Source organism: Pedobacter sp. MC2016-15, from assembly GCF_026239695.1.
In the GTDB taxonomy this organism is placed as follows: domain Bacteria; phylum Bacteroidota; class Bacteroidia; order Sphingobacteriales; family Sphingobacteriaceae; genus Pedobacter.
In genome coordinates this window covers 636,876-659,694 of record NZ_JAPIVS010000003.1, presented here as the reverse complement: position 1 = coordinate 659,694, position 22,819 = coordinate 636,876, and the positions used below count along the sequence as shown (strand labels likewise).

Genomic DNA, 22,819 nt, shown 5'->3' with positions numbered 1-22,819 from the left:
TAGCGATGCCTTCCGGGATGAATTCCCGGTAATCAATACGATTCTATTAAAACTATATTATTCTCTGTATTTCCTGAATATCAGATAATTGACAACCAGACTCAGGCCGCCAAACAGAAATACCATGGCCAGAAAAGCCGTTGATTTTGCAATACCCCATTCATAGGCAGCAACATGTCCCATCAGTATCCCTATGGCTATTCCTACAAGCAACATTCCGTATTTTAAAGTGAGGAAGTTAGAATGCCTGATGGAGTTAAATGGTGAACTGGGTACACCTTTTTCAAGCATAGACATCCGCTCTCTGTGACGTGTCATCAGGTAAACATATATCACTCCAAATATCGCCGCAAAAGAACCGATTGATACTATTGCATCCCTTGTAATCTCATCCATAACTGATAATTTATACCCATATGACAGAATTAACAGACCGTCGGTTACACATTATCAATAAAAATATAAATCGATAAATCTGTAACCATCTCTCCGGCTCTTGTGTCATATGTTCAGATGACGCATACGGAGGATCAGGTCTGGATTGATAAAGTAAAAGCCGGCAACCCGGCTTCATACGCATATCTCGTTGACAAATATCAGCATCTGGTATATAACATATCCCTGAAAATTCTTTCCAATCCTGATGATGCCCAGGACGCCGCACAGGAAAGTTTTATCAAGGCGTATCAGCAGATCGGATCATTTGCCGGAAAATCCAAATTCTCTACATGGCTTTACACTATCGCTTACAGAACAGCCATCTCGAAATTTAAAGTTAACCGCATCATTACTGTAGAGATTGAAGAGGAAGCCGATGAGAAATATTCGGATTATACATCCTCCAGCCTTGAGCAACTACAGCTGAAACAACAAAAAAAGCAAGTTGAAGATGCCATCAACAAACTGCCAAAGGTTGAGGCACTACTGATTACGCTGTACTATATCAATGAGTTACCCGTGAAGGAAATTGAAGAGATTACCGGATTAGGGGCCTCGAATATCAAGATCCAGTTATTCAGGGCAAGAAAAAAACTGGAACGTTACTTGCGGCCATTACTGGACGAAGAACTAAGATCAAACTGACATGAAGAGCAAAAAGGACTTGGTTTTCAGGAAAATCATTAAATACGCAGATACTCCAACTGCGCCGGCAGATTTCACATCAGCAGTGATGCAGGAAATCAATGCCCAACAGGAGGAAGCCCTGGTCAACCCGGCACTTGGGAAATTGATCCGGCAACACGGAATTGAGGAAGCTCCCGTCGATTTCCGCAGTATGGTTATGGTTCATTTGCAAGAAGCAGAACAGCAAAAAGTTTATAACCCCGTGATCAGCAAAAAAACCGGTGTTTTTATTGCTGCAATCATAGTCATCATTATCCTGATATCATCCATTCAGGTTAAAAAGACAGCTATTCCAGGTACCAGCCGTAATTATCAGCAGTTTATTTCTTTGATTAGCAGCATACCCCCCGTTTATCTTTTGACGCTATTCTGCTTGTGTACATTAATGCTTGCAGATTATTTTCTGCGAAGAACTCACAGAACAGCAAGCCTGAACACAACCGATCAGTAATCTCCTGAAACAAACACCGGAAAATCCCGGGAAAAATCGTTAAACTTGTGATAGCTTTAGTGGTGTCCCTCAAACGGACTGAGAATATACACTTTGCACCTGATCCGGCTAATACCGGCGTAGGAAAAAGCAAATGACAATACCTCATTATCTATTCGGATATCCCTGTTGCTGTTATAAATTCATTTTATGATACAGAAAATCTGGAATTACATCTCGGAAGTACGAAAGACATCACCACTGGTCCACAGCATCACCAACTACGTGGTCATGAACAATACCGCCAACGCGCTGCTTGCCGCTGGAGCATCGCCCATTATGGCACATGCACATCAGGAAATGAAAGATATGGTCAATATCGCCGGGGCAGTAGTCATCAATATCGGGACACTTGATGAATACTGGGTGGAGAGCATGCGGCTGGCAATCAGGCAGGCAGAAGCACTGAAGAAACCCTGGATACTTGATCCTGTGGGCGCCGGTGCTACCCCCTACCGCAATGCAGTGCTCAAAGAGCTCACCAGCATTTACCATCCATCGGTCATTCGTGGCAACGCGTCAGAAATTATGGCGCTGGCACAAATGAGCGTACAAACCAAAGGTGTAGACAGCACCCATCAAACTGAAGAAGCCATAGGAGCAGCGATACATCTCAATAGCACCACGGCTGCGGTGATCTGTGTTTCAGGCGCTACCGATACCATCGTTCATCAGCAAAAAACAATTTCCCTGAAAAACGGTGATGCCCTGATGTCAAAAATTACCGGCATGGGTTGCTCCGCCACTGCCCTGATTGCTGCATTTTGTGCAGCACACCCTGAAAACCTGTTCGAAGCTACAGCAGCGGCAATGGCACTGATGGGTGTTGCCGGTCAGAAAGCGGCCGCAATGGCAAAAGGACCGGGAAGCCTGCAGATGCACTTCCTCGATATCCTCTCTACCCTTACTGAAGAAGAATTTACCGAACTGCTTATCCTCGAAGAAACATATGCCAGCATTTAACCATAAACTATACCTGGTCACCGACCAGCGTGCCTGCCTGGGAAGGGATTTCTTTCAGGTGGTTGAAGCTGCTGTTAAAGGTGGCGTTGATGTCGTACAGATCAGGGAAAAGGAACTTCCTGAAAAGGACTTTCTAACGAAAACACTGCGTTTAAAAGAACTGCTGGACAAACATGGCATACCTTTAATCGTCAACGATGTGCTTTCTGTAGCGCTCCATGGCCGCGCAGCGGGTATCCACGTTGGCAATTCCGATTTATCGCCCGTGATGATCAGGATGCAATGGCCGGAATCAATTTTAGGCTATTCTCTGGAACATATTGATCAGCTGAGCACATCTCATGCGATGGTGGCCGATTATATCGCACTCAGCCCCGTGTTTCAGACGGCCACAAAAACTGATACCATTACGGAATGGGGACATGAGGGGATCAGGCAAGTGAGATCGCTCACCAAACATCCCCTGGTGGCTATCGGAAATATCCATGCCGGCAACGCAGCGGAGGTGATCAGATCTGGTGCCGACTGCCTGGCGATTATCACAGCCATCTGTTCTGCAGATGATCCGGAAAGGGCTGCCTCAGTGATCAGAAACGAAATAGAAAGAACGATATGACGGTGTACAAGTATCCATCCGTACTCACTATTGCGGGATCTGACAGCGGTGGAGGTGCAGGCATACAGGCCGACCTGAAGACTTTCTCTGCCCTGGGTTGCTACGGCACCTCAGCGATCACAGCAATCACTGTGCAGAACACAATGGGGGTATCGGGTATCCACAGTATTCCTGAAGATATCGTCAGCAGACAGATCATTGCAGTGATGGATGACATCAAACCTGCAGCGATTAAAATCGGGATGGTCCACAGTGCAGAAATGGCTGTTTCAATCAGTGAAACTCTGGCTAAATATAAATATACACCGGTGATATTTGATCCTGTGATGGTCGCTACCAGCGGGGATAAACTGATTAAAGAAGACACTGTCTCCGTTTTAAAGCGCGTGTTATTTCCGCTGATGACACTGATCACTCCCAATCTGGATGAAGCCGAAATTCTTACCGGTCAATCTATTACCAGTGTGCAGGAGATGCAAAAGGCTGCAAAAGCATTGTTGCAGAGCAATTGCGGCGCTGTGCTGCTCAAAGGTGGGCACCTGAAAGGAGAAAAACTGTACGACGTATATATCAATTCCAATGGCGATGAACTGATCTTTGAATCTGATTACATTGACAGTGAGAACGTACACGGTACAGGCTGCACCCTTTCTTCCGCCATTGCCGCCTATCTTGCCCTGGGCAATGATCTGCCCCTGGCAATAGAAAAAGCCAGAATCTATGTCCATGATGCGATCCTGTTTGGAAAAGATGTAAAAACCGGACAGGGACATGGCCCCTTAAATCATTTTTTTAATCCCCAAAAACTAGAGTTACATGAAATGGTCTGAGCAAGCCTGGAAAGAAATTGAGTACATCTACACCAAAATTATTGAAATGCCCTTCAACCAGGAATTACTGTCTGGCAGCTTACAACTGGAGCGCTTCCAGTTCTACATGCAGCAGGACGGAGTATACCTTGGTGAATTCAGCCGGGCCCTTTCACTGATTGCAGCGAGGTGTTTTAACCATCCCTATACACTGGATTTCATTCGTTTTGCAGAAGGCGCCGTGGTGGTGGAAAGATCCTTACACGAGGGATATTTTAAGCAGTTTAACGTCAGCGGTACCGCAGAAGCCTCTCCCACCTGTCAGAATTACACCCAGTTTTTACTGACCAAAGCGAGTCTCGATCAGGTAGAAGTAGCCATGGCGGCGGTATTGCCTTGTTTCTGGATTTACAAAAAGGTGGGCGATTACATCTACGCTAACCAGCATGACGGAGCTAATCCCTACCAGGAATGGATCAATACCTATGCCGGCGAAGATTTTGGGCTGCTGGTCGACAAAGCGATCAGCATATGCGATCATGTTGCGGCAAGCTGTTCGGATGCGCAGCGGGAACAGATGACCAAGGCATTTGTGATGGCTTCAAAACTGGAATGGATGTTTTGGGACAGTGCGTACCGACGGGAACAGTGGCCGGTTTAGTCCTCGTCCTTTGTGAATGGAAATGCGCCACCGCCCTGCTTCAGCGTGAATTCGCCAAAGATAGGTCTGAACTCCATCACAATACCTGCCAGGGCATAACCAAACTTGTCTTTCTCCAGCGGTTTTAGCACAAAGGCAGGCTGACCTGTAGCTTGTGCCATCAGCACATTACCCTTTTTGGTCACCACAACTTTGATCGGCACCCTCAGGCTGGAGTAGTTGCCTACATATTTATCCAGATCCTCTGAAGTAAGCACCGGGCTTTTAAACACAGGAATCGTATATGGAATGTTGAAATAGATTTTCAGCGCACCATTAACCAGCTCTTTTACCGGATAGTCTATACCATTACCACAGTAGGCATAGGCAACTTTTTCTTCAGGGAAATAGCCTACCACGGAAGAAAAGCCATCAATATCGCCGTTATGTCCGAATGCCTTTTTTGGTCCCAGTGAGATCTGGAACAAACCCATCCCAAAACCATCCTTCATAGTTTTCATCAGCGTCAGGTTGGCGGCGCTAACCAGCTTTCCGGCGAACAGGGCATCGATAAATTTCACCAGATCTGCAGGGGTAGATACCACTGCGCCTGCTCCTCCCGGAATACTCATGTCTGTTTCCGGCATCTGCTGCCATCCATCGCCGGGTGTGTAAGAAAAGGCTTCATTTTTTAGCGTGCTTGTTTTACCTCCGTAATAGGTATCTGCAAGCCCAATTTTACGCGCAATCTTTTGTTTGAGCACTTCGGCATAAGTTTTCTTGCTCAGATTTTCTATGATATAACCCAGCAACACCGAATTGGTATTGCTGTACTCCCCTTTAGTGCCGGGCTCAAAATCCGAAGGCTGTGCAGCAAAAGTTTTCAGCATTTCTTCAGTGGTACGCGGTTTAGACATATAACTCTGGTATGTTGTATCTGCTACAAAATTGTACAGACCACTTCTGTGATTCAGCATATTGCTGATGGTAATCTTCTCTGCATTTGGCAGCTGCGGATAAAATTCCGACAGTTTAGTATCAAGGCTGAGTTTTCCCTCTTCGATCAGTTGAAATATCATTACTGCGGTAAACATCTTGCTGATGGAGCCGGTGCGGTAATGTGTTTTGAGATTGGCTTCTGTATGTTCTTTGCCGGCAATAAAGCTGTAGCCTATGGCTTTCTGATACACTATGCTGCCATTACGCGCGATAGCCATACTGCCCATGGCCTGATGATCTGCTGACACTGCCTGCATTAAGCTGTCAATCCTGGCTTTATTTGGCGTCTGGGCTGAGGCAGATTGCGCACCTGCGATGATGATAATACTAGTGGCAATAAAGAGCAGAGAGGTCAGAGCGAATTTCTTCATGATTTAGCGTAATAAGGTAACAATGACAGAACGCCACATTCCCGTATTTATGATTTCTGGCTAAATATAAATAAAAAATCCGCCGCCGGCTAGGGCTGTTGTGATAATATACCGTTTAGCAAACCTGCCAGACGTAAACCAGCCTGCTGCATTCTCTTTTCTATGATCGCATAATGTTTGTCATCATAACCGGCCTCAAGGGTACGGTCTTTCATCTGATCTACCTCGGCATACAGCTTGCTGCTGATCTCATAGCTTTCCCACATCCATACCACCAATGGTGCCTTTTGCCATTTTCTGATCTCTTTTGCAGAGGCATGATCGTACTTATTGACGATCTCTTCATAATTTAAGCCCTGGTGTTCAATCAGCCTCGAGTCCCAAAGACTATGGAGGTTTGTCCCTTTATCATTGTAATTCAACTGGATCGTATTTCCACCCTGATCTTCGGCCCTGCTGACATGCATTGGCTGATGAAGATCACCCACAAAATGCACGATAAACTTTAATGCTTCTGCTCTTTTTTCTTTCGTCTCGTTTTTGTCAGCCAATATTTTCTCCTGTTTCAGCATCGCGCTATACACATTATCATTGGTCATGCTTTCCACCTTTTCCTTAAACTGACGGTAATTTAAACCCAAAGGAAGATTGATATAATGCCATGGTGTAGTATATTTAAACTCAGGTTTCATCCGTATCTCATCAGCCCAGGTGCTCACCTCCGCCAGGCTTTCAGTGCCCAGTAATTCCTGTACTGCTGCTGTAGCATCAGCGGTTAAATGGTTGGACGCGATTTTGCCGATAGCACGGTGTCCGGTACCACCCCATGACACCAATGCAAAACATACGATTACAAAAAAGATAGAATAAAGATAGTTGGATTTTATCATGTGATAACTCAAATTAAGCGACGAAGGTCGGCCGGCAGCATTAACTCCAGATAAACTTCAGGTAATATTTAAGCTATTTACCTAATACTTTATTCAACTCATCCAACAGATATTCTTTTGTATCACTGGTATATTCCCAAAACATCAGTCCGCCCATCTTTTTATCTTTTACATACTCAGCTTTATTCTTTACTGACCACTCATCATCAAAAGATATGAACTGCCTGCTCGAAGGATTATACAGGTAAGGTGCTTTTGCATCCTTATCACGGTAATACTTAAAACCCTTTTTATTGATCAGACTATCTTTTATCATTGTATAACCACCAGCCTGCGCTTTTCCAGTGGTTTTTACTCCCAATCCGTTCTGCGAGTTTTCTGCCACAATGGATGATCTACCGTAAAATGCCAGTCCCATCACCAGTTTCGCCGCAGGAACGCCAGCAGCGATATAATCTTTCACAGTTTTATCCGCGTTATCTTCTGCAGTATACATTTTTGATGGATAAAGATTAGTATGGTGTACTGCAACACCCAGACTATCCTGGAAATAATCATAGGTCATCAGATTGATATAATCAAGGTAGGCCTGCGCCTTGCCCATTTCTGTAAGGTCCAGAAATCTTTTAAATCCCCCTACTGCTGTGGTAAGCAATAGATTCCTGCCTGTTTGTTTCTCTGCCTGGTCCAGCTCCTCGCGCAGCGACTTAAACATCAGCGTATAATTTTGCTGATCTTCCGGCCGGAACTTATTACCTGCACCCGCCTGTGCCGGATATTCCCAGTCGATATCTACACCATCCAGACCATAATCTCTGATAATCTGTACAGCACTTGCTGCAAAAGCCCTGCGCGAAGTATCAGAAAGCACAGCGTCTGAGAAGTTGCCGCTCCATAGCCAGCCACCTATGGAGATCAGAATCTTAAGACCGGGATTTTTCAGCTTCAGCTTATTTAAATTTCTGAAGTTCGTAGAATCTGTTTTCAGATTCGTCAGCCAGGCACGGTTGTTCTGCACATTTACAAATGCATAGTTGATATGCGTTAGTTTTTGCGCATCCACCAGTGCGGTATCAACCAGTCCACGGTAGCCCCCAACATAACCAATAACCACATATTTCTTGTGTTTCGCACTCTGGGCACGAACTCCAAAACTTGCGCCCGTCAGAATGAAGAGGCAAAGTACTCCTGACAGAGCCGCCCTATACAAATGCATCCGTTTCATCATTATATTTTTAATCTTAACCTCCGTTTTTCCATCTGCCCCACGATCAGTATCAGGATAAATGATATCGCAAAAGACCGGGCCAGTCCGGGCGCCCCGCTATTCAGCATGCCACTAAATTCCAGTCCGGACAGATGCATCAGGAAGATGAGAAAGTATGGCATCAGGTAACAGGTAAGCGTGCTGGTACCCGCGGGAGCAATCCATTTAAACCAATCCTTTTTCCCCTGCACATCAATAAGGTAGATTGCAAGTTCAAAAAACAAGATGGTAATGCCCGTACAGATCATCACCCAGGCAGGTGTAGAATGAATCTTCGAGATACCGCCCGCCACTGGACGTATCAGCAATCCCGCAGCAACCAGGGCAATGCCCAGGACAGCCATGATCAGCCACAAACGCTGCGTTTTCCCTAAGCCCACCAGGCGCGCATATAAACCCGAAATTACAATTCCACCCATGGTCAATCCTACTGAAGAGCCATCACCGATCAGCCAGAATCTGAAGGGCAGCAATTCCATATGCACAGCAATATTGATGACCATAAACAGAAACCAGCTCAGGATCAAAAAGCTCAGGCGCCCCCTGCTTACCAGATACAGTACAGCACACACCAGATATGACCAGCCGATAATCCCCAGGATGCCCCACCATGATGGCTTCATCCAGACGGGTGCTTCCGGGCTGCCGCCTTTGTATAAAACAGCCATCAGGATCAGCAGCACTATTCCCGTTCCCATGAGGATATTCTTCTTTGTCTTATTCATGCTCTCAGGGTAATCCAGCCAGATCAGGAAAAAGCTCGCTGTAATGATCAGTCCCCACACTGCTTTAGGCAACACCGAAGCGGCACTGTACTCTTCCAGGTTCACATGAAAAAATCCCATAATCAGCAATGCCGCACTGCGGGAAAGGATATAAAACAGGATTTGAAGAAAAGACTCCCCTTTCTTGATCTTATTGTTGATGGCAAAGGGAAGCGACAGTCCTACGATAAACAGGAAGGCCGGAAATATGGTGTCAGCAAAACCCATAGCATCGGCACTGGCCTCCGTATGACCCAACCACAGCGGCACATTCCTGACCCCTGAAGAATCATTCACAAAGATCATCAGAAACATGGTTACAGCCCGAAGTACATCGATAGATAACAGGCGTTTAGGTAGTTGTTGCATAAAACAAAACTAACCTTTGAACCGGCTTTAACCAAATGAAATTGAAAAGATTAAGCAACCCAGGTCACCACCTCATCAGAGAGCATGAGACCCCATTTTCCGCAGCTTGTTTCTATGGTATGGATATACTTGAAAGAGTGACTAAAGAGGTCGTAGCCCTGCCCCATTACTTTCACATCTACATTTTCACGTGGAAAATGTTTATTGTCCTGGAGGCAGATAACTTCCTCCTGATCTGAAATCAAAAAATCAAACACATAACCAATATTATGCAACTCAATCACCTTGTCGGTGATAGAACTATTTACTTTCCGTGACTTTACTGCTATGTTTTCCATCATAATCTGATACATTAAGGGTAAAACGATTTTTTTTGGCGAGGCCATAGCATTTTCTTAACGGCCCTAATAAGAGTTACGATGTAAAAAAGGGAAAAGATCAGAATAAAAAAATATTTTTGGGATTTAATGAAAAGTTCTGCCCACAGAGCGGCTGATTTTCAGCTTGTTTGCTGCTTTGATATACGTTAACATCTGCTCCAGAGCCCCCTTTCGCATATTCAGCCGAACGTTTACAGTTTCAGCAAATTCATCAGCGCTGCTAAAGCTCAGCAGGCTAAAGCTACTGTTCTTCACTTTCTCTACGGTTACCTTATCAAAATCGTCAAGACTGATCAGCACATTATCATCCCATGGAAAGAAATAGATCACTTCCAGCTCATTGATCTCATTGATTTCAATCTTACAGCTGAATCGTGAAAACAGGATATAATAGATCAGCATCCCTATAGGCAGGTTCATCATCACCACAATCAGGTCGTATTGGTTGAGCAAGCCAAGGCCAAGTATTAATATGGGGATAATTACTAACAGGTACACGTTAAATGGATAACCTGAACCAAATTCTGAATATGGTGTTTGCGCTGCCAACGTGATCGGGTTTAGTTAAAGGTAAAAAAAAAAGCTAATACTGTTATCCAGTATTAGCTTAGTAAATTTTGAGATCGCCCCAGCGGGACTTTCCTTATTTTGTATTCAAAGAGAGAATGTATTTTACAATCTTCTTTGCATCCGGTGAAGTAATTGCCGGATGTGGTGTCATCGGTACCTGTCCCCATTTACCGCTGCCACCACTGATGATCTTCTGTGATAAAGCTGTAACATTAGCATCAGTCATAGGATATGTCTGGGCGATAGTTACATAAGCAGGACCGACCATTTTATTATTTACACTATGGCAGCCTACACAGTCAGATTTACTGACCAATAGCTGACCCGCCGCAATATCAGCCTTGCTGACAGTGATGGTGCTCACCTTGGTAACTGTTTTCACAGTCTTTTTGGTTTGGCAAAAGGCCGCTGTAGTACTGCCTGTTACTGCAATAAAAAGACAACCGGAGAAAATAAGCTTTAGCTTCATAACTAATTGATCAACAGAATTTAAAATACGACTAGATGTAAGCGATGCAGTCCATCTCTACCAGAGAATCTCCCGGAACACCACCTTTTGCAACAGCAACTGTTGTACGTACAGGAGGTTTCTTGCCGAAACGACCTTTATAAACTTCGTTCATGCCTTTGTAATCAGCAATATCATTCAGGTAAACATTTACCTTCAGCACTTTTTCCATAGAGGAACCAGCTTTGATCAGTTCAGCCTCAAGTTCTTTTAATACAATCTCAGTATGTGCAGCGATAGTGAAGGGAGCAGTGTGTGCACCTTTACCTGCAACATATATCGTGTTTCCTAATTTAGTGTGACCAGAAAACAATGGAACGTCATCCATTTTAGTGATGTTGCCAGCTTCTTTTTCAGGGGCTGCATCTTTAGTAGCGGCATTGGCAAACAATCCAAATCCTGTTACGCCAACAGCAGACAGTAATAACTTTTTCAGGGCAGATCTTCTTTCTGTACTCATTTGATTAAAGGTTTAATGGTAATATAATTCTATTTACTATTCTTGGTTCTTAGCCACTCACGGCCGGGCTTATCCACCCTAAAGGTCTCCAGGTTTTTCTCATCCTGTATGGTCACATACATTGTACGGCCATCTTTGCCACCAAAAGCAACGTTTGTAGGTTTCTTTCCTTTCAGGACGATCTCTTTCAGCAACTTGCCTTGAGGCGATACTTTTGCGACCACTCCCTTTCCATAACGTGCCTGATAGATGTTGCCATCCACATCAACCCGCAGGCCATCCATTCCGAAATCCGGAAATTCGATCAGCAGACGTTTATTGCTGATGGCACCTTCCGGGGAGAGGTCAAATGCCCAGATCTTCAGCAGCTCATTGACATACAAAGTTTTATTGTCCGGACTCACATCAATTCCGTTTACAGTAGCTACACCATCCAGCAGCAAGGTGAATTTGCCATCGGTATCGATACGCCACACCCTGCCCGTTCCGGCTTTCCAGTTGGGATCACTGGCATACAAACGGTCTTTGTCATCGATCGCGATATCGTTCGGCTGCGTCATTCTCCCATCGTGTGCAAATACGCTGATGTCTTTTGTTGCCATGTTTACCCTCAGAATATTATGACCGGTATAATCGGCAATCAGCATATCCCCTTTACTGTCAAACCTGATGCCATTACCCATGCTACCCTTTGGCAGCTCAAGAAAGACACTAGCCTTACCTTTGGGAGTGATGATACCAACAGTACCATCATGGTCATAGTTTACCGCATACAGATTTCCTTTTTTATCAACCGCCGGTCCTTCTGCTCCAATTGTAAAGCTATTTGGAGGTGTCAGCAGGGTCGACTTAAACAATCCATTCTGCGCATTTGCACCAAATGAATAAGCCAGGCAGACAGAGAGTACCGACAATGTTTGAGCGCATTTGTATGGGAGCCTGTTGTTTTTAAGCATTATATATTTTTTAAGGTTTTAATTTTCTTACTTCAGCCACCTGCTGAGGTGTAACTTCTCCCGGTGTATTACCGAAATTGCTCTTAATATAGGTAACTACCTGCGCAATCTCCTCATCTTTGAGGAAAGATCCATGTGCCGGCATCACTTCATTGTAGGGCAATCCTTTCACCTGTACAGGTCCCTGCAGTCCGTTCAGGATCACCTGGATCAATTTTGTTTGATCACCATTTACCCACTCTGAAGCGGCAATCGGCGGATAACGGTTGCCATCGCCTTTTCCGTCACGCTGGTGGCAAGGACTGCAATAGGTGGTATATACTTTTGCTGCTGCAAGCAATTTACCCCTGTCCAGATCATCTGTAATCGCATTCGGCGTCTTGATGTTTGAACGCGTGATCTTACGTTTTGCCATTCCCGCCAGCTGCGCAGCACCAAATGTTTGCTTGTTGCCCTTGAACATGATTCTCCAGATCTTCCCTTTTTCGGTATCACTTACATATAGTGAACCATCAGGCCCTTCGGCAAGCCCCATCGGGCGGTAGACAGCGTTACTCACATTCACAATCGGGTCTACACCAGCAAATCCATCGGCAAATACTTCCCAGGGACCAGAAGGTACGCCGTTTTTGAAAGGAACAAAAGCGATGATATAACCCGCCTGAGGGTATGGAGCACGGTTCGTAGCACCATGAAATGCCATAAATGCACCATTCTTGTATCTTGCAGGAAACTGATTCCCCTTGTAAAACATCAGGTCGTTCGGAGCAAAGTGCCCCGGGAAACCAATCAATGGCTGTGTCAGCTTTGCACCGTTACCTTCCTTGATTTTATTACCCCCGTATTCCGGGTTCAGGATCTTTTTCCCTTTGATCTGGTCATAGTAATAATATGGCCAGCCACCGTTCATTCCCTGTTTTACTTTAAAAAACTCTTCCGCAGGAAGGATAGCGCTCTCCCATGGGGTATATATAGCAGGCCATAACATCCTCAGGTCGTCGCGACCGTGATTAATGGTATACAAAGACTTACTGTTATGGTCCCACTCCAGGGCTACGATACTCCTCAGACCGGTAGCAAACTTTACTCCTTCTTCCTGTTTCTGGTTGAGTTTGTTTTCATCGAACATCCATATTCCACCATGGTCTACCAAAAAAGGGCTTGGGTCAGTTTCAGAATCTGGCGTACCAGTTCCCGGAGAACCTGGACGTCTGTTGGCCACCTGACTTGCATTGGAGCCTGCTCCCCAGCCTACATAGATATGCCCGTTGTCGTCAAACGTAACAGGTTTGGTCTGGTGCTCATGGTAAGGCGGGTTATCCACTACAATTGTATCCATTTTACTGTCCGGTACCAGCTGGCCCGGGGTCAGTTTGTTGCGGTACACAATCAGCTCTGAGCTAAAATAGAGATATCCGTTATGGATGCGCATGGCAGTACCATAGGTACGGCCTTCATATTTTCCAAAAGGCTGGATAATATCTGCCTTTCCATCATTATTTGTATCACGCAGCGCGATGTTTCCATAACCATCGTTGCGGTTGTGATTTCTCGCTTTTACGTAAATATCGCCATTATCATTTACTGCGATATGCCTCGCCTGTCCCTTCAAACTATCTACTACCACTACCGCCCGGAATCCCCCCGGCAATACCAGTCCGCCGTTACCCGGATCCGCCGGTGGCAAACCTGTATGAGGCTTGTATTGTGTAAAACCCATCACGATGACGAAGAGCCAAAAGCATACTAGGTAAACTCTTGGTATCCGAAAACGGAGCAGGGACTTAAAATAATCTCTGATTTTGAGTGCGCGGTGTTTGTGGTTCATTAGTAAATCGGTTAATCATTAGCAATATCTCAATAATTTACGGAGAAATTGGTGGAATTTACATTTTTTAGTTACTTACTCTGCCATTTTTAGCCCTACATCACCTCTTTCTAACTAAAATGTTATAAAACGACCCTTCTAAAGGTTTTTTCTGATATTTCTTGATCATAAAGACACCTCATCTAAGCAATCAGACCAATCAAAAAGCTAAATAATAATCATTCTTAATTACCTGTGTATGGAATATCCTTCAAAAGTTCATCCTATAGATAAACAGGAAAGATATGAGAAAGAAACTACTATGTTGTGCCGTGATGATCAGTTTTCTATGCAGTTGTGTATCCCATACGGGCAACGAACTGGATGACTATGATGCCTTGCTTGCCCTGCCCTCACAAAGGTACAGGGCGGTCTATGATCAGGATACCGTATTCCTCAGGCTGATCAAAAAAGGCAGCCGGGTTAAGGGTACACTCAACTTTGTTTATGGTAATGGCCTCAAGGAACATGGTAGCTTCAAGGGATGGATGAATGGGGATACGCTGCTGGCCAATTACCACTACCAGGATCAGAAGGGCAGCTGGCAGAGAAATCCGATCGCCATGCTCAGCAATGGGAAAACACTTCATTTAGGTGTTGGTCAGCGCGAATTTGCCTGGGGAAGGGCGTATTTCAAAAAAAATGAACCTATAGATTACGACAAAGGCCGCTTTATATTTATGAAAAACGATTAAAAACGGGTATCGACGAATAGAGTTGGTCGAAAAATTACAGGCGTTTGTCGGGTGTTACAGCACCGTGGTATATTAGCGGGAATTGCGCTGAAACGTTTGCAGGATGAGGGCGTCTTATAGACAAACAATTAAGAAATTATTTAAAACCCTCAAACTCAAAAGATATGAAAACTCTATTCAACAACATCGTAAAATCTAGCGCAACAGCAATCATTTTAGTAGCTTCAGTATTTACACTTAACGCTACAGCAGCAACCATTGAAAATCCTGTAACCAGAGGATCTGAAGTAACTGTTACTTTCGGACATGCTACACCGGATATTAAAAGAGTAATTGTAACCGGAAATACAAAAGTGATCCTGATCCAGAGCAAAACAGAATATGTAACTATGGATTCTACAGACCTGAAAAAAGTAAATGTCAAACAAATAGGAAATGCCTTATCGATCAGCTCTGACGAACGCAAACCCGTGGTAGTTACAGTTTATGTAAACAATCCTTACCGTATTGATGCTTCCGGAAAAGCAGAGGTTAAAACTGCAGGCAAATTTGATCTGGTAAATCTGCAGGTAATGCTGAAAGATGAAGCCAGCGCAAAAGTAAAAGCCACCACCGGAAGTTTATATACTGTGATCAACGACCGTGCAAACCTGCAGCTGATCGGCAGCACCGGCAAACACATCTATGAGATGGCAGATGTTGCTAAAATGGATACCGCTAAATTTGCTGCTACACAATCAGAAAATGCAAAACACTTACAGGAAGCAGTTGCTTTGAATATCAAAGGCAGAAACAACTAGTCTTTAAATAACGCGATCCGCTAAAGATGCCGGTAACCTACCGGCATCTTTTTTTTTGATCATTTTTATTATCTTAAATTGCGCTATGATAAATGCGTATGGTCTTCCACTTTTACTGGTTTCTGTTGTCATCCTGCTAGCCTCCTGCGGTACTCCCGCTGCCGATATTAACGGTGAAAAGGTGCTTTACAGTGCTGCCGACAAGTCCGACACTGCCAGACTGAATATCATCTTAACAGATAAAGTATTCGAAGGACAATATGAGATCAGTCATGATGGTGTTTACAAAGATTCCGGTGATGTCAATGGCGTAGTGAAGGGAGATACGCTCAAGGGTACGTTCCATTACCAAAGCTATGGAATCAGGAAATGGTACAGAATCCCTATCGCCCTGCTGAAAAAAGAGGAAAAGCTGATCATGGGTATTGGCTCAATGCAGATCTATATGAATATGACTTTTTTTAACAAAAAGATACCTATCGACTACCAGCACCCGAAGTTTGTTTTTGAAAAAGCCCCTCAATAAAAAAAGCCGGCGTTAACCGGCTCTTTCATTGTTGAACAATATTTATTTGGCTACCTCAAAGGTATAAGTTGCACCCTGCCAGAGGCCGGTGTACTTATTGCCATTATACTCACCTTCACCAGGAGTAGAAGCTGTAGCTTCGATCATATATTTACCTGGCCATAATGGTGTGAAAGTTACTGTACCATCTGCACCAGTTGTCAGTTCCTGACCCCATTTTACAGGAGAAAACAATAGCACTGTTAAGCCGGCTTTAGATTCTCCCTTCAGCCATACTTTCACGCTCACCGGTTTGTTCACTTTGGTGTCCCCTACCGGAAGAACTTTCAGTTCATTGGCACTTGCAGCAGGATCAGCTACAGCTGATTTACCTACAGCTACCGTTGCACTAGCCAGAAATTCCAGCTGGTACGTACCACTCAGGTCTTTGGATTTATGGCTGACAGCAAGCGTGTATGCACCATCCTTTTGCGATGTAAATGAAGACTCCAGAAAGTTGCTTCCCTTCGTCAGCACCAGTTTCTCCTTTTTACCATCCGCTGTAGTCAGCCACAATGTCAATTCAGGCAGGTCAGAGTGCCATTTGCTGAATTCATCCTTTTCGTTTTGTCCATATTCGCCATAGAATAATTTAACGCTTTGCGGCTGACCAGCTTTACCGGTAGCTGCAGTTTCTATCCATAGGGAATGCGCGAAAACTAAACTTGCGCTAAAAGCCATCAGGAGGGTAAGGATTAATTTTTTCATCTTTATCTTTGGGTTTAATTTATACCGCAAAGAAACCTCTTATTTAGAATAAATACAAACAAAGATCAAATTAATCTAAACATAGTTCTTTAACAGATCCCTAAGCGTATATAAATTTGCCACGGCATCCCCCATTGTGTTATTAAAGTAAGTATATACAGTTTTACCTTTCTGTAGCCATTCTGCAATATAAACGGCATACTCTTCCAGCACACCCTGCTCATAACTGCCCCTGTAACTACCATCCGGTCCATGAAACCTGAGATACACGAAAGGAAGATCAGATTCCAGCAAGGGTGTAGCTGCCGGCGGTTTATCCTGAATAACCATGGCCATCCGGTGACTTCCGAGCATTTCATACACCTCCTCATGATAAAGTGAAATATGCCTGAACTCTAAAGCAATTTTCCATTCTTCGTCCGGGTCATTTTCCCGAAGCACATCCATCAGAAACATCAATTGTTTTACGTCACCAAATCGCACACTCGGTGGCAGCTGTACCAGCAGACAGCCTTTCTTAGTACCTGCACGGGATACCACCTCTATGAAACGCTTCAGCAATGCAGGATCGAAAGCCAAACTTTTATGATGCGTAATTTCCCTGAAAAGCTTGAAACTGAATTTGAAATCGTCAGGGGTTTCAGCGGCCCATTTTTCAACAGTTGATGGCATGGGCAGCTTATAAAATGAACTGTTGATTTCTATACTGTTCATCAATGAGCCATAAAAATGCAGCCTGCTATTATCCTGAAACTCTGGAGGATAAAAACTTTTATTTCTTACAGGCAGTAACAGACCACTTGTTCCTGAATAGTAATGAGGTACAGATATTTCTTCCATAGCCCTATAACTCTATCCCAAATCAGATTGTTTGAGCGTTCAGCTACAAGCTTAAAACGCTTCTCCGTTCAGGATATAAAAGCTGGAGCCTTCTTTGGAGAACCCAATATCAAGTCTGAGATAGATATCCTTTTTTGGAAATAACAGATACCTCAACCCAAATCCGCCGGCAAACTTCAAATTGTTTGTTGTAAAACTGCTCACCTTTGGCGCAACCATGGCAGTACTGGCAAAAACAGATCCGCCCAGGCGTTTATGAAAGGCAAAGGGCAGCATCCGGAATTCTGTTTGTGCAGCAATCATATTTTTATCACGATAGCGGCCCTGGTAGTATCCTCTCATCATCATATCGCCCCCCATCATGGCCAGCTGGTTAAAAGGGATTTCGCCACTCTGAAAATTTCCTAGTACCTGCCATGCCAGTACATTTCTTTTACCTACCGGATAAAACGAGCGGAGATCTACATTGATACTGTTGTATTGAAATGAACTGCCGAGTGAAGGATTATAGTGTAAAAAAGAAACCTCCCCGAACATTCCCTTTCTTACGTTGAGCACATTGTGCCTGTTATCATATACCAAAGCTCCACCCAGACCAATATTGGTGGAGCCGGTGCTCCCTCTGGGCAGCTCAAAGGGATTAACTTCGGGCTGGTTAAATCTTACCGATGAGGTATTCTGAAAATCTATTTCCGGACCTGCAAACACATTCTTTATCACTCTGCGTAATACCCGCTGTTTGATAGCCACCGTAAAAGCATCCACTACAGCGTGATTGTCGCCGCTGGCATCAGGCCCGATGCCATAATAAAACATAGGGAATTTCTGTATCCGCGTACGTCCCAGAAAAAACCATTTGTCCTTATCGCTGTAGATCGCATTGTCCAGCCAAAGTCCGTACTGGCCATTGAAAGTAAAAAACGTGAAAGCCTGCAGTTCACTGAGCCTGTTCAGGGTATCATTTTTTGCGCGGAAAAGTTTCAGTGCAGAGAAACCTATTTCTACACCTGTCTCCGGCGACAGAGCAAAGGTGGGATATACCGTGGTGCTTGGCTTATCAGCAGAAGTAGTATCGTTGAGCACCTTCTGAACCTGCCTCATAAACCAGGAGCGTTGTTTTTGTTGTGCGAAACTGTTAAACGTGCAAAAGATTAAGGCTGCGGCTAGTAAATATATTCTCATTCTGATGATCTAAGCTTCCGGAATACGTAACATATTGCACAAGCAAATAGTTCAGCATTGTTAATGCAAAGATAAAATTAATTTCATCTCAAACTGCTGAAGTATGTCATAACCGCAACTTCTGCTTTATTTAAAGAAACCTGATCGTCATATAAATCGATGCGCAGGCTTTTATACAGTTCTGTTGCATTGTAAACAGCTGTCAGCAAAGATTCCTTTTCATGGATCGCTATCGTGCCGCTCAACAATTTAAAATCAGCTGCTGTTAAGGTAGTTTCCACCTTACGCACACCCCTTGGCAGGTTATTGTTTCTCAGATGGAGTAATGGCCCAAACACAGACATCCGTAAGAAGCCCATAAAGTCTAGGGCTTCAAAGTACTCTCCCCTTCCGATTTTTTGCAGTCCATAGTGTATCCAGATCCAGAACCGGTCTTCGATCCATTGAAAATCCGGACTTGGAAAGGAGGCTTTTGTCGATTGTATAATATCTTGCAGCACATTATTCCTGTCCAGTAAGAGGACAGGGTTTTCTATCCTTTCCCTAAATTCATCAGCAGTTACAAATTTGATATCTACATGCAGCAGCGGCTCATCATACAAACAGATGAGTAACCTGGTTTCTCCAACATGCTCACCTGTAAATCCAGACAGCAGGTTTCCGAAACGATTGGCATAGGCCATCATTTTCTCCTTGTCAGCGTTCAGATTTTCCCTGGTTACTACCACCAGGTCGAGATCTGACCATTCGTCAATTTCATCAGTAAGCCATGAACCAGCTACCGCCAGACCCAGGATTGTTTCGTCATGTTCTAAAACTTCTTTTACTTTGAGCGCAAACTGTTGCTGTATCATGTAGTTCAAAATTTAATGTCTCCAAGCTACTAAATTTACTCCACGTTGTTTAGCTTTGTTTCAACTTGGGCATCCAAACAAAACAACCTTTGCACTGTTTAATTATCAATCATAAGTACAACACATACATAAAATGGATATCAAAAGAATCTTTAAAAATAATGAAAGCTGGGTTCAGAAAAAGTTAGACCTTCAACCTGACTACTTCAGCACAATGTCTCAGGGTCAAAATCCGGACATTCTTTATATTGGTTGTTCTGATAGCCGTGTATCGGCAGAGGAACTGATGGGCGTAGCTCCCGGTGAAGTTTTTGTACACAGAAATATCGCCAATATGGTTCCCAATACGGACCTGAGTGCCATGTCGGTGATCAACTATGCAGTGGCCCACCTTAAGGTTAAACACATCGTGGTTTGCGGTCATTACTATTGTGGTGGTGTGCAGGCAGCTATGAAATCGGGTGACCTCGGGATCTTAAATCCATGGTTGAGAAACATCCGTGATGTATACAGAACGCACAAGGACGAGCTGAATGCCATAGAAAATGAAGAGGAACGTTACAAACGACTGGTAGAGCTGAACGTTGAAGAGCAATGTATCAATGTGATCAAAACTGCTGAAGTACAAAAAGCGCAGCGCGAACGCAATATCACTATCCACGGTTGGGTTTTCGATATTCATAGCGGAAAACTGATCGACCTCAATATCGATTTTATCAAATTACTTGAAAACATCATGGAGATTTATCGTCTTGATGATGTCAAAGAATAAAACTACAAATGCGAAACCGTCATGGTTTCGCATTTTCCCTCTATCTTAGCGCTAAATGCGTGTAATACCCGAAAAGAATCTATCAGCTCCGGCTTACGGCTGGACAATAGTAGTTACCAGTCTGGCTTTTGTAGTCGCCCAGCTGGATGTCTCCATAGTCAATATTGCCCTTCCCCAAATTGCCGATACCTATAAGGTTGATATCAGTGTATTACAATGGATTGTTGACGGCTATACCCTTGCATTTGCTGTACTGATGTTATCTGCCGGCAACCTCAGTGACCTTTTTGGCGCCCGCCGCCTCTTTCAGCTGGGCATGCTGATCTTCGGTGTCGCCTCCGTCGCCTGTGGCCTGGCCACGAGTGCGCTGTTCCTTATCATTGCCAGAGTATTCCAGGGTGTAGGTGCAGCAACGATGATACCCAGTTCCCTCGCCATCCTCAACCAGACTTTTGCCGATATGCCGGGAAAACGTGCCAAGGCCATCGGTCTGTGGACAGCCGCAGGAAGTGCCGCTATTGCTGCAGGTCCTATTGTTGGCGGCATCCTCATCAATATCAGCAACTGGCGCTATATCTTCTTTATCAACGCGCCGCTTTGTCTCGCCGGTATTGTGCTTACTTTTCTGCTGCAAAAACAAAACAGCCCGACGCTGGTGAGGAAGTTCGACTTAGCAGGACAATTTGCCTGGATGCTCTCCATCACGCTACTCATTGCGGCAGTAATCGAGTGGTCAAAGCTGGGATTCAGCCATCCCTTGATTTATGGAAGCATACTGCTCGGCGGGCTTTCCTTTGTGGCATTCCTCATCATTGAAAAAAAGGTAAGCCATCCGATGCTGCCCTTAAATCTTTTTAATTCAGCGTCATTTAATGTGCTGCTGTTATTGGGGGCAGTCCTCAACGGCTTCTATTATGGTACGGTGTTTATCCTGAGCCTGTATCTGCAGAATATACTCAACTATCCACCGCTTACCGCTGGCCTTGCCTTTTTGCCACTTACTGCGGGCTTTGTGATATCTAACCTCGCCAGTGGCAGTGTCATCAACCGCTACGGTATCCGCAAGCCCATACTTATAGGCTTAACGGTTTTTGCACTGGGATTTTCAGGACTGTTTACAGCTGGCATGCATACCTCGTTCTGGCAGTTATCAGTACCATTTCTCCTGATCTCCCTGGGCATGGGCCTTGCCGTTCCTGCAATGACCAACGGCATTCTCTCCAGCGTAGACAAGACGCTTTCCGGAACAGCATCTGCCACATTGAACACTGTGAGACAGGCTGCCGGAGCAATAGGTGTAGCTGTTTTTGGAGCTATTGCAGCAAATGGCGGTGATGCCATCCTGCACACCATCACGATCAGCATCACCGGCGCCATTCTCTGTACGTTGCTGATTATCTTCCTCAGCAGGAAATATGTGAAAAGCGGTACATCATAACGCTAGAATTCTTCATCCACGAGTTCTTTATTCAGCATTGCCCCCGTCAGATTGCCACTGTACACAGCATTTGCTACAGAGCGCATCATCACCGAATTATCTCCGCAGGCATAAATTCCCTTCACCGTGGTCTGCTGAAATCCGTCTGTTGTGATATATCCATGTTCTGTCAGTTCACAACCCAGTTTTTCAGGCAGGTCTGAATGTTGCGTAAAAGGTACTGCGGCATATAATGCCTCAAAGTTCATGCTCTTCCCATCGGCCAGCGTCAGCTTAGTCAAATGACCATTTTCATGCTGCACTTCTGAAATTTCCGTTTCCACGATCCGGATATGATGTTTATTCAGCTTTTCAAGGTCTTCCTTACTAAAGTCTGCTGTGCCCCCGGTAAAAATGGTTATATCTTCAGTCAGGTTCTTCACCAGCGGCGCCAGATGCATGGCTCTCGCCCCATGTGCCAGTATCCCTGTTTTTTTATTCCTGATCTCAAACCCATGACAATACGGACAATGCACTACAGAAATCCCCCAGCATTCCGCGAAGCCTTTGATGTCAGGCATGATATCCTTTATTCCCGTTGCAAAAATCAATTTCTTTGCACTGAATACTTCTCCCCCAGCAGTAGAAATGCTGAAGCCCTTTTCAAGCTGACGGGCATCTACAGCTTTGTCGTTCAAAAACTGAACCGTCTCATACTTCAAAACCTGTGCTTTAGCGGCGGCGGCTATTGCAGCGGGAGTTTCGCCATCCTGCGTGAGAAAGTTGTGCGAATGCGGGGTTTGGCGATTGCAGGGTAAACCACTGTCTATCATCAGAACATTACGCAATGAACGCCCAAGAGCCATAGCCGCAGATAGCCCGGCGTAACTGCCACCTATAATGATGACGTCAAAATTCTTTAGTGTTGTCATAATACAAAGA

Annotated in this window: 27 protein-coding genes and 1 riboswitch; of the genes, 11 read left to right on the top strand and 16 right to left on the bottom strand. The window is 44.6% G+C overall.

The window, feature by feature from the left end; genetic code table 11:
- Window positions 1–57: 57 nt before the first annotated feature.
- On the bottom strand, window positions 58–396 hold the full coding sequence (locus OQY15_RS11820; protein ID WP_265791899.1) for a DUF6249 domain-containing protein: 339 nt from the start codon (window positions 394–396) through the stop codon (window positions 58–60).
- A gap of 117 nt (window positions 397–513) precedes the next feature.
- Here OQY15_RS11820 and OQY15_RS11815 point away from each other — a divergent pair, with 117 nt between their 5' ends.
- The 6 genes from OQY15_RS11815 (at window position 514) to tenA (ending at window position 4,664) form a co-directional block, all read left to right on the top strand.
- Window positions 514–1,083, top strand: coding sequence for a sigma-70 family RNA polymerase sigma factor (locus OQY15_RS11815; protein ID WP_265791897.1), 570 nt, complete (start codon window positions 514–516; stop codon window positions 1,081–1,083).
- Window position 1,084: 1 nt separating this feature from the next.
- On the top strand, window positions 1,085–1,576 hold the full coding sequence (locus OQY15_RS11810) for a hypothetical protein (protein WP_265791894.1): 492 nt from the start codon (window positions 1,085–1,087) through the stop codon (window positions 1,574–1,576).
- A gap of 48 nt (window positions 1,577–1,624) precedes the next feature.
- Window positions 1,625–1,719: riboswitch (TPP riboswitch) on the top strand.
- A 46-nt stretch (window positions 1,720–1,765) separates the two neighbouring features.
- Window positions 1,766–2,578, top strand: a complete 813-nt coding sequence (gene thiM / locus OQY15_RS11805) for a hydroxyethylthiazole kinase (protein WP_265791892.1) — start codon at window positions 1,766–1,768, stop codon at window positions 2,576–2,578.
- A complete protein-coding gene (thiE, locus tag OQY15_RS11800) occupies window positions 2,565–3,194 on the top strand; it encodes a thiamine phosphate synthase (RefSeq protein ID WP_265791890.1) in 630 nt (209 codons plus the stop codon). Before thiM ends, thiE begins: the two co-directional genes overlap by 14 nt.
- Window positions 3,191–4,024, top strand: a complete 834-nt coding sequence (gene thiD, locus OQY15_RS11795; protein WP_265791888.1) for a bifunctional hydroxymethylpyrimidine kinase/phosphomethylpyrimidine kinase — start codon at window positions 3,191–3,193, stop codon at window positions 4,022–4,024. The genes thiE and thiD overlap by 4 nt, the downstream gene beginning before the upstream one ends.
- Window positions 4,011–4,664 carry a thiaminase II gene (gene tenA, locus OQY15_RS11790; RefSeq protein ID WP_265791886.1) on the top strand — a complete coding sequence of 218 codons (654 nt, stop codon included), beginning with the start codon at window positions 4,011–4,013 and terminating at the stop codon, window positions 4,662–4,664. Before thiD ends, tenA begins: the two co-directional genes overlap by 14 nt.
- Here the strand turns inward: tenA and OQY15_RS11785 are convergent.
- The 10 genes from OQY15_RS11785 to OQY15_RS11740 all read right to left on the bottom strand — a co-directional run bounded on the left by OQY15_RS11785 (window position 4,661) and on the right by OQY15_RS11740 (window position 14,005).
- Window positions 4,661–6,013 carry a serine hydrolase domain-containing protein gene (locus OQY15_RS11785; RefSeq protein ID WP_265791884.1) on the bottom strand — a complete coding sequence of 451 codons (1,353 nt, stop codon included), beginning with the start codon at window positions 6,011–6,013 and terminating at the stop codon, window positions 4,661–4,663. The two genes, tenA and OQY15_RS11785, sit on opposite strands and share 4 nt — an antisense overlap.
- A gap of 89 nt (window positions 6,014–6,102) precedes the next feature.
- A complete protein-coding gene (locus tag OQY15_RS11780) occupies window positions 6,103–6,903 on the bottom strand; it encodes a S1/P1 nuclease (RefSeq protein ID WP_265791882.1) in 801 nt (266 codons plus the stop codon).
- 73 nt (window positions 6,904–6,976) lie between these two features.
- Window positions 6,977–8,119, bottom strand: coding sequence for a glycoside hydrolase family 18 protein (locus OQY15_RS11775; protein WP_265791880.1), 1,143 nt, complete (start codon window positions 8,117–8,119; stop codon window positions 6,977–6,979).
- Window positions 8,120–8,130: 11 nt separating this feature from the next.
- Complete coding sequence (locus OQY15_RS11770; protein ID WP_265791879.1) at window positions 8,131–9,303, bottom strand: DUF5009 domain-containing protein; 1,173 nt, start codon at window positions 9,301–9,303, stop codon at window positions 8,131–8,133.
- A 50-nt stretch (window positions 9,304–9,353) separates the two neighbouring features.
- A complete protein-coding gene (locus tag OQY15_RS11765) occupies window positions 9,354–9,644 on the bottom strand; it encodes a hypothetical protein (RefSeq protein ID WP_265791877.1) in 291 nt (96 codons plus the stop codon).
- Window positions 9,645–9,767: 123 nt separating this feature from the next.
- The gene (locus OQY15_RS11760) at window positions 9,768–10,232 is read right to left on the bottom strand and encodes a hypothetical protein (protein ID WP_265791875.1); all 465 of its coding nucleotides are present in this window, start codon (window positions 10,230–10,232) and stop codon (window positions 9,768–9,770) included.
- A gap of 94 nt (window positions 10,233–10,326) precedes the next feature.
- Window positions 10,327–10,722, bottom strand: a complete 396-nt coding sequence (locus tag OQY15_RS11755) for a c-type cytochrome (protein WP_265791873.1) — start codon at window positions 10,720–10,722, stop codon at window positions 10,327–10,329.
- Between the two features lie 31 nt (window positions 10,723–10,753).
- Window positions 10,754–11,221, bottom strand: coding sequence for a RidA family protein (locus tag OQY15_RS11750; protein ID WP_265791871.1), 468 nt, complete (start codon window positions 11,219–11,221; stop codon window positions 10,754–10,756).
- A 29-nt stretch (window positions 11,222–11,250) separates the two neighbouring features.
- The gene (locus OQY15_RS11745; RefSeq protein WP_265791869.1) at window positions 11,251–12,177 is read right to left on the bottom strand and encodes an SMP-30/gluconolactonase/LRE family protein; all 927 of its coding nucleotides are present in this window, start codon (window positions 12,175–12,177) and stop codon (window positions 11,251–11,253) included.
- A 10-nt stretch (window positions 12,178–12,187) separates the two neighbouring features.
- Window positions 12,188–14,005, bottom strand: a complete 1,818-nt coding sequence (locus OQY15_RS11740) for a c-type cytochrome (protein WP_265791867.1) — start codon at window positions 14,003–14,005, stop codon at window positions 12,188–12,190.
- A gap of 284 nt (window positions 14,006–14,289) precedes the next feature.
- On the opposite strand from OQY15_RS11740, the gene OQY15_RS11735 reads away from it, so the two are divergent.
- The 3 genes from OQY15_RS11735 to OQY15_RS11725 all read left to right on the top strand — a co-directional run bounded on the left by OQY15_RS11735 (window position 14,290) and on the right by OQY15_RS11725 (window position 16,065).
- Entirely contained in the window at window positions 14,290–14,739 is a 450-nt protein-coding gene (locus OQY15_RS11735; RefSeq protein ID WP_265791865.1) for a hypothetical protein, read from the top strand.
- Between the two features lie 164 nt (window positions 14,740–14,903).
- Entirely contained in the window at window positions 14,904–15,539 is a 636-nt protein-coding gene (locus tag OQY15_RS11730; RefSeq protein ID WP_265791863.1) for a DUF2807 domain-containing protein, read from the top strand.
- An 85-nt stretch (window positions 15,540–15,624) separates the two neighbouring features.
- Window positions 15,625–16,065 carry a hypothetical protein gene (locus tag OQY15_RS11725; RefSeq protein WP_265791861.1) on the top strand — a complete coding sequence of 147 codons (441 nt, stop codon included), beginning with the start codon at window positions 15,625–15,627 and terminating at the stop codon, window positions 16,063–16,065.
- A 42-nt stretch (window positions 16,066–16,107) separates the two neighbouring features.
- On the opposite strand, the gene OQY15_RS11720 is transcribed toward OQY15_RS11725, so the two are convergent.
- From OQY15_RS11720 to OQY15_RS11705, 4 genes are all read right to left on the bottom strand, one after another.
- Window positions 16,108–16,812, bottom strand: a complete 705-nt coding sequence (locus tag OQY15_RS11720) for a DUF4198 domain-containing protein (RefSeq protein ID WP_265791859.1) — start codon at window positions 16,810–16,812, stop codon at window positions 16,108–16,110.
- A 75-nt stretch (window positions 16,813–16,887) separates the two neighbouring features.
- On the bottom strand, window positions 16,888–17,652 hold the full coding sequence (locus tag OQY15_RS11715) for a DUF72 domain-containing protein (protein ID WP_265791857.1): 765 nt from the start codon (window positions 17,650–17,652) through the stop codon (window positions 16,888–16,890).
- Window positions 17,653–17,703: 51 nt separating this feature from the next.
- On the bottom strand, window positions 17,704–18,753 hold the full coding sequence (locus tag OQY15_RS11710) for a BamA/TamA family outer membrane protein (RefSeq protein WP_265791855.1): 1,050 nt from the start codon (window positions 18,751–18,753) through the stop codon (window positions 17,704–17,706).
- A gap of 164 nt (window positions 18,754–18,917) precedes the next feature.
- Entirely contained in the window at window positions 18,918–19,688 is a 771-nt protein-coding gene (locus OQY15_RS11705; RefSeq protein WP_265791850.1) for a nucleotidyltransferase domain-containing protein, read from the bottom strand.
- A gap of 133 nt (window positions 19,689–19,821) precedes the next feature.
- On the opposite strand from OQY15_RS11705, the gene OQY15_RS11700 reads away from it, so the two are divergent.
- The gene (locus OQY15_RS11700) at window positions 19,822–20,460 is read left to right on the top strand and encodes a carbonic anhydrase (RefSeq protein WP_265791847.1); all 639 of its coding nucleotides are present in this window, start codon (window positions 19,822–19,824) and stop codon (window positions 20,458–20,460) included.
- A 55-nt stretch (window positions 20,461–20,515) separates the two neighbouring features.
- Window positions 20,516–21,898 carry an MFS transporter gene (locus OQY15_RS11695; RefSeq protein WP_265791845.1) on the top strand — a complete coding sequence of 461 codons (1,383 nt, stop codon included), beginning with the start codon at window positions 20,516–20,518 and terminating at the stop codon, window positions 21,896–21,898.
- A gap of 2 nt (window positions 21,899–21,900) precedes the next feature.
- Here OQY15_RS11695 and OQY15_RS11690 read toward each other — a convergent pair whose 3' ends face one another.
- Window positions 21,901–22,809 (bottom strand): NAD(P)/FAD-dependent oxidoreductase, encoded by a 909-nt coding sequence (locus OQY15_RS11690; RefSeq protein ID WP_265791843.1) that lies wholly within the window; start codon window positions 22,807–22,809, stop codon window positions 21,901–21,903.
- Between the last annotated feature and the right edge of the window lie 10 nt (window positions 22,810–22,819).